Below are 7,151 nucleotides of genomic sequence, written 5' to 3'. Positions count from 1 at the left end.
GATGCCACCGGCGCCGCGCTGCCGACCGTGACCGTGAACGCCGCCGCCGAGCGCGAGACCGGCCTCGGCCCGGTGCCGGGCTATGTCGCGCGGCGCAGCCAGACCGCGACCAAGACCGACACGCCGATCGTCGAGGTGCCGCAGTCGCTGTCCGTCATCGGACGCGAGGAACTCGAGGCCCGCGGCGTGCAGACCATCATGGAAGCCGTGCGCTACGCGCCGGGCGTGGTGGCCGGCAACTGGGGCTACGACGCCCGCGGCATCGACTGGCTGCTGCTGCGCGGCTTCGATGCCACGGCCGGCAACGCCATGTACCGCGACGGCATGCTGCTGCCCGCCTACTCGCTGACCGAGCCCTACGGCCTCGAGCGCGTCGAGGTCCTGCGCGGCCCCTCGTCGGTGATGTTCGGCCTGGGCGACGCCGGCGGCATCATCAACCGCGTCAGCAAGATGCCCGGTACCACGACCACGCGCGAGATCGAGGTCCAGTACGGCAGCTTCCAGCGCAAGCAGCTCGCGGTCGACCTCGGCGGCGCCCTGAGCGACACGCTGAGCTACCGGCTGGTGGGCGTCGAGCTCGACAGCAACAGCCAGCAGCGCTATCCCAACGGCGCGCCCGCCGAGGTCAAGCGCAGCTACCTCGCACCCTCGCTGCGCTGGCAGCCCTCGGCCGCCACCTCGTTCACGCTGCTCGGCGAGTTCCTGAAGAGCAACGCCAGCGACGACACCTTCAACGTGACCGACGCACGCGGCCGCGACACCGGCCTGATCCAGGGCGAGCCGAACTACAGCCGCATCAAGCAGCAGCAATCCTCGCTCGGCTACCTGTTCGAACACCATCTCGACGACAACTGGACGGTGCGCCAGAACATGCGCTACTTCGGCTTCGACACCGACAAGCACCACGTGGTGGTGAACCTCGCGCCCGATGGCTACACGCTGCGGCGCACGGCCCGCTTCGCCCCCGAGTGGGTCAACCAGTGGACCGCCGACACGCAGCTGCAGGGCCGCGTGCGCACCGGCGATGTCGAGCACACGCTGCTGTTCGGCGTCGACTGGTCGCGTGTGCGGTACACGGCCAAGCAGTTCTCGGGACCGGCCCCCAGCCTCGACCTGCGCTTCCCGGTCAACGGCCTGCCGATCGCCGAGCCCGTGCAGCCCGACAGCAACTTCACCCAGACCACCGAGCAGCTCGGCGTCTACGCGCAGGACCAGGTCAAGTTCGGCCCGCACTGGCTGCTCACGCTCGGCGGCCGGCAGGACCACGTGAAGTCCACCACCTTCGACCGTCTGAAGAGCGGCCGCACGACCCAGACCGACGACCGGTTCAGCGGCCGTGCCGCGCTGAGCTACCTGGTCGGCAACGGCTGGGCGCCCTACCTCAGCTATTCGGAATCCTTCATGCCGACCAGCGGCGTCGACCTGAACAACGAACCCTTCCGCCCGAGCCGCGGCAAGCAGGTGGAGGCCGGCCTCAAGTTCCAGCCCGAGGGCGCGCGCTCGCTGTTCACCGCGGCCCTGTTCGACGTGCGCAAGTCCAACGTCGTGACCTACGACCAGAACACCTTCGAGGCCCGCCAGATCGGCCGCATCCGCTCGCGCGGCCTCGAGCTCGAGGCCAAGGCCGAGCTGGCGCGCGACCTGAACCTCACGGCCTCCTACACCTGGCTCGACACCAAGGTGCGCGAGAGCGCCAACGCCACCGAGCGCGGCAAGACGCCGATCCAGGTGCCACGGAACACGGCCTCGCTGTGGCTCGACTACACGCTGGGCAACGGCTTCGGTTTCGGCGGCGGCCTGCGCTACATCGGCAAGCGCTGGAACGACGTGGGCAACACCTCGTCGGAAGGCGGCGTGGCGCTGATCGATGCCACCGTGCACTACAAGCGCGGCCCGTGGCGCTTCGCGCTGAGCGCCACCAACCTCGCCAACCGGCAGTACGCCGCCTCGCGGGCCTACGGCAAGTACTACCCCGGCAGCGACCGCGCGGTGGTCGCGAGCGCGAAGTACCAGTTCTGAACGCCCGAACGCGCGCGGGCGTGCAACTCAGCGCGCCACGCCCAGCAAGCGATCGAGCACCTGCGGCTGCGCGCGCAGCGCGGCCGCGCTGTCGGCATGCACGATGGTCCCGTGGTCGAGCACCACGGCCTCGTCGGAGATCGCGAGGATCGCCTGCGGATGCTGCTCGACCACGATCGCGGCCAGGCCCTCGTCGCGCGTGATGCGGCGGATGGCGCGCAGCAGCTCCTCCACGATGATCGGCGCCAGGCCCTCGAGCGGCTCGTCGAGCAGCAGCAGCTTCGGGTTCAGCACCAGCGCGCGGCCCACGGCCAGCATCTGCTGCTCGCCGCCCGACAGCTGCGTGCCGAGGTTGGTCTTGCGCTCGGCCAGGCGCGGGAACATCTCGTAGACGCGGCGCGGGTTCCACGGCCCGGGCCGCTCCACGGCCGTGAGGTTCTCGTGCACGGTGAGCGACTTGAAGATGTTGCGCTCCTGCGGCACCCAGCCGATACCGGCCGCCGCGCGCTGGTGCGGCGCGAGCCGGTGCAGCGCCTGGCCGCCGAGCGCGATGCTGCCGCCGTGCTGGCGCGTGGCACCCGCCAGGGTGTTGATCAGCGTGGTCTTGCCGGTGCCGTTGCGGCCCAGCAGCGCGAGCGTGCGGCCCTCGCCGAGCGCGAAGGACACGTCGTGCAGCACCACGGCCTCGCCGTAGCCGGCGCTCAGGTTCTCGATGCGCAGCAGTTCAGACATGGGCGGCCTCCGCGGACTGGCCATGGCCGAGGTAGACCTCCTTGACCCGCGGGTCATTGGCGATGGCCTCGGGATCGCCCTCGGTCAGCAGGGTGCCGTTGACCAGCACCGTCATGCGGTCGGCGAAGCTGAACACCAGGTCCATGTCGTGCTCGATCAGCAGCACCGACACGTCGGCCGGCAGCGCGGCCACGGTCTGCAGCAGCTCCTCGCGCTCGCCCGCGGGCACGCCGGCCACGGGTTCGTCGAGCAGCAGCACGCGCGGCTCGCAGGCCAGCGCGATCGCGATCTCGAGCAGCCGGCGCTTGCCGTAGGCCAGGTGCTTCGTCTGCTGGTGCGCCACGTCGGCCAGGTGGAACTGCTCGAGCAACTGCCCCGCGCGCTCGGCCACCGCCTTGGTCGCGCCGAGCGGGCGCCACCATTGCGCGCCGATGCCCTGGTGCTGCGACACGACCAGCGCCAGCGTCTCGAGCGGCGTCATCGAGTCGAACAGCTGGTTGATCTGGAAGGTGCGCACCAGCCCGCGCGCCACGCGCTTGTGCGGCGCGAGGCGCGTGATGTCCTCGCCGAGCAGCGTAATGCGGCCCTCGGAGGGCGTGAGCACGCCCGTGAGCTGGTTGATCAGGGTGGTCTTGCCGGCGCCGTTCGGGCCGATCAGCGCATGGCGCGCGCCACGCTTGAGCTCCATCGAGACGTTGTTGGTGGCGGTGATGCCGCCGAAGCACATCACAAGCCCGTGGGTCGAGAGCACGGTGTCGGTCATGCCGCACCGCCCTTCTTGCCGGCACCGAACCAGGTCCAGGGCTTGAGCAGACGATCGCGGCCCACGAGCACCAGCAACACCAGGATCAGGCCGATCCAGAACATCCAGTACTGCGGCGTCACCGACGACAGCCAGGTCTGCAGCAGCTTGAAGACGATGGCGCCCGCGACGCCGCCGTAGAGCCAGCCCACGCCGCCGATCACCAGCATCAGCAGCACGTCGGCCGAGCGGTCGAAGGCCAGCACGTCGAGCGAGGCGAAGCCGGTGGTCTGCGCGAGCAGCGCGCCCGCGGCACCGGCCACGCCGGCGGCCACGGTGTAGATCACGGCCAGCCGCGACACCACCGGGATGCCGATCGCCATGGCGCGCAGCCGGTTGTCGCGGATCGCCTTGAGCGTGGCGCCGAAGGGCGAATGCACGAGCCGGCGCATGATGAGGAACAGCACCAGCATCACGGCCAGCGAATACCAGGCGGCCGTGCGGCCGTAGAGATCGAACTCGAACAGGCCGAGCACCGGTCCCATCACCACGCCCTGCAGGCCGTCGGCGCCGCCGGTCAGCCAGTCGAGCTTGTTGGCGAGTTCGAGCAGCAAGAGCGCGGTGCCGAGCGTGACCATCAGCCGCGTGAGGTCGCTGCCGCGCAGGATGGTGACGCTGGCCACCAGCCCGAGCAGCGCCGACACGACGATGGCGAACAGCAGGCCCACGGTCGGGTCGGGCATCACCAGCTTGGCGAACAGCGCCGCGGCATAGGCGCCGAAGCCGAAGAAGGCCGCATGGCCCAGCGAGACGATGCCGGTGTAGCCGAGGATCAGGTCGAGCGACATCGCGAACAGCGCGACGATGGCGATCTCGTTGACCAGCAGCGAGTGCGAGGGCGTGATCAGCGGCAGCGCGAAGGCCACGGCCCACACCACGAACTCGACCGGGTGCCAGCGCGCCTTGCGCAGCAGCGGCGACTGGAAATCGGCGGAAGAAGGCGCGGCCATCAGCGGCCTCCCTTGCGCGTGAACAGGCCTTGCGGCCGCCACATCAGGATCAGGATCATCAGCAGGTAGACGGTGAAGGCGCCCATCTTCGGAATGAAGTACTTTCCCGCCACGTCGGCGATGCCCAGCAGCAGCGCGGCCGCGAGCGGCCCGGTGATCGACGAGGTGCCGCCGACCGAGACCACGATCAGGAAATAGATCATGTACTTGAGCGGGAAGGTCGGATCGAGGCCGAGGATCTCGGCGCCGAGCGCGCCGCCCAGACCCGCGAGCCCCGAGCCGACCGCGAAGGTCAGCAGGAACACCACGTTGACGTTGATGCCCAGGCCCGCGGCCACGCGCGGGTCGTCGACCGCGGCGCGCAGCCGGCTGCCGAAGCGGGTCTTCGAGAGGATCAGCTGCAGCACCACGGTGAGCACCGCGCAGACCGCGATGATGAACAGCCGGTAGTGGCCCATGCCCAGCATCAGCGCACCGTCGCCGAGCTCGGTGCGCCCGCGCAGCCACTCGGGCAGCTGCACGTTCTGCTGCGAGGAGCCCACGAAGTAGTCGATGGCCGCCACCGCCATGAAGGCCAGCCCGATCGAGAACAGCACCTGGTCGAGGTGCGGCTTGCCGTACATGGGCCGGTAGAGCGTGCGCTCGAGCAGCGCGCCGGCCAGCGCCACGACCACGAAGGCCAGCGGCAGGCACAGCATGAACGGCACGCCGAACTTCTGCATCGCGAACACGGTGAGATAACCGCCCGCCATCGCGAAGGCGCCATGCGCGAGGTTGATGAAGTTCATCAGCCCCAGCGTCACGGCCAGCCCCACGGCGAGCACGAACAGCAGCATGCCGTAGGCGATGCCGTCGAAAAGAATGGTGAGCATGCAGCTTCTGTGGGATGCGGTCTCGAACGCGGACAGCCGAACGCAGAAGTCGCGAAGGTCACGCAGAAGTCGCAGAAGGAATCAACAAGGATTCTTCCGCGACTTCTGCGTGATTCTGGTTTTCCTTCCGCGTTCGGCCGTCCGAACCCGCATTGCTATTACTTGGCTTTACCCGGGTCCTTCACGCCCTTGATCACGTCGAACTCCACGTTGTAGAGCTGCCCGTCCTTCTTCTCGACCTTGCGCAGGTACACGTCCTGCACCACGTCGCGGGTCTGGGCGTCGATCAGCACCTGGCCGCGCGGGCTCTCGAAGACCTGGCCCTTCATGCCGGCCAGCAGCGCCTCGCCGCCGCCCTGGCCCTTGCTGGTCTTGAGCGCCTCGTAGATCACGCGCATGCCGTCGTAGCCGCCCACGGCCATGAAGTTGGGGCGCAGCTTGGGGTTGGCCTTCTCGAAGGCCTCGACGAACTTCTTGTTCGCGGCCGAGGGATGGGCGGCCGAGTAGTGGTGCGAGGTGACCACGCCGAGCGCGCCGTCGCCCATGTCGTTGAGCTGGTCGTCGTCGGTCACGTCGCCGGTGGCGATCAGCTTGATGCCGGCCTTGTCCATGCCGCGCTCGAGGAACTGCTTCATCACGGCCGCGCCCGCGCCCGAGGGCACGAAGACGAACAGCGCGTCGGGCTTGGCGTCGCGCACCTTCTGCAGGAAGGGGGCGAAGTCGGGATTGCGCAGCGGCACGCGCAGCTTGTCGATCACCTTGCCGCCGTTGAGCGAGAAGCGCTCGCTGAAGAACTTCTCGGCGTCGTTGCCGGGACCGTAGTCGCTGACCAGCGTGACCACCGTCTTGATGCCGTTCTTCGGCGCCCAGTCGCCCATCGGCACCGACACCTGCGGCAGCGTGAAGCCGCTGCGCACGATGAAAGGCGAGGCCTCGGTGATGCTCGAGGTGGCCGCGGCCATCACGACCTGCGGCGTCTTCGACTGGGTGGCGATCGGTGCCACCGCGAGCGCCAGCGGCGTCAGGCCGAAGCCCGCGAGCACGTTGACCTTGTCGTTCACCACCAGCTCCTGCGCCAGGCGCTTGGTGACGTCGGGCAGCCCGGTGTCGTCCTTGACGATCAGCTCGATCTTCTTGCCGGCCACGGTGTCGCCGTTCTGCGCCATGTACAGGCGCGCGGCGGCCTCGATCTGGCGGCCGGTCGACGCCGACTGGCCGGTCATCGGCAGGATAAGGCCGATCTTGAACTTGTTGTCCTGGGCCTGGACGGCCGTCACGGACAGCGCGCCGGAAAGCGCGAGCGCGGCGAGGCTCGCGGACTGGATGAGTTGACGCCTTTGCATGAGTTCTCCTTTGGGGGCGACGAGCGGAATCGGCCTATTCTTCAACACTTTGCAACATTCCTTGTCGCGGACCTTCACCTAGGCGCGGGCCCGCGCGGCGCTTTGTTGCGCGATAGACAAATGAACTGCGCGATGATCGCGCAACGGGGTGGATCGGTGCCGGTCAGGCGTCCGCGCGGTACGCGGAATCGAGCGTGAGCGTACCCACCGCGCGTGACACGCAGGCGCAGATGCGGGTGGTGGCCTGCTTCTCGTGCGCGCTGAGGAACACGTCGCGGTGGTCGATCTCGCCGTCCACCGCCAGCACGTCCATCGCGCACAGCCCGCATTCGCCGCGCCGGCAGTCCCACAGGGTCTGCACGCCGGCCGCGTCGAGCGCATCGAGCAGCGAACAGTCGGCCGGCACCGTGATCGCGAGGTCGTGCCGCGGCAC

The 7,151-nt window shown here is 68.9% G+C and carries 7 protein-coding genes; 1 reads left to right on the top strand and 6 read right to left on the bottom strand.

Going from position 1 to position 7,151, the window contains the following annotated elements:
* The coding region (locus tag AC27VN_RS27825; protein WP_490878626.1) for a TonB-dependent siderophore receptor at positions 1 to 2,019 on the top strand (2,019 nt) is incomplete at its 5' end.
* A 27-nt stretch (positions 2,020 to 2,046) separates the two neighbouring features.
* Here AC27VN_RS27825 and AC27VN_RS27820 read toward each other — a convergent pair.
* The 6 genes from AC27VN_RS27820 to AC27VN_RS27795 all read right to left on the bottom strand — a co-directional run.
* Positions 2,047 to 2,751, bottom strand: coding sequence for an ABC transporter ATP-binding protein (locus AC27VN_RS27820; RefSeq protein WP_261213685.1), 705 nt, complete (start codon positions 2,749 to 2,751; stop codon positions 2,047 to 2,049).
* Positions 2,744 to 3,514: an ABC transporter ATP-binding protein gene (locus tag AC27VN_RS27815; RefSeq protein WP_490878625.1), complete on the bottom strand. Its 771-nt coding sequence runs from the start codon at positions 3,512 to 3,514 to the stop codon at positions 2,744 to 2,746. The genes AC27VN_RS27820 and AC27VN_RS27815 overlap by 8 nt, the downstream gene beginning before the upstream one ends.
* On the bottom strand, positions 3,511 to 4,503 hold the full coding sequence (locus AC27VN_RS27810; RefSeq protein ID WP_490878624.1) for a branched-chain amino acid ABC transporter permease: 993 nt from the start codon (positions 4,501 to 4,503) through the stop codon (positions 3,511 to 3,513). Before AC27VN_RS27810 ends, AC27VN_RS27815 begins: the two co-directional genes overlap by 4 nt.
* Positions 4,503 to 5,375, bottom strand: coding sequence for a branched-chain amino acid ABC transporter permease (locus tag AC27VN_RS27805; protein ID WP_057595671.1), 873 nt, complete (start codon positions 5,373 to 5,375; stop codon positions 4,503 to 4,505). Before AC27VN_RS27805 ends, AC27VN_RS27810 begins: the two co-directional genes overlap by 1 nt.
* A 158-nt stretch (positions 5,376 to 5,533) precedes the next feature.
* Positions 5,534 to 6,718, bottom strand: a complete 1,185-nt coding sequence (locus AC27VN_RS27800) for an ABC transporter substrate-binding protein (RefSeq protein WP_208509862.1) — start codon at positions 6,716 to 6,718, stop codon at positions 5,534 to 5,536.
* A gap of 163 nt (positions 6,719 to 6,881) precedes the next feature.
* A partial coding sequence (locus AC27VN_RS27795; protein WP_490878623.1) for a 2Fe-2S iron-sulfur cluster-binding protein occupies positions 6,882 to 7,151 on the bottom strand: 270 nt, incomplete at its 5' end.

It is taken from the genome of Variovorax sp. 20P10.2.4, from assembly GCF_058244205.1.
Note: the sequence above shows the minus strand (reverse complement) of the source record. Positions and strands in the feature narration are given on the sequence as shown.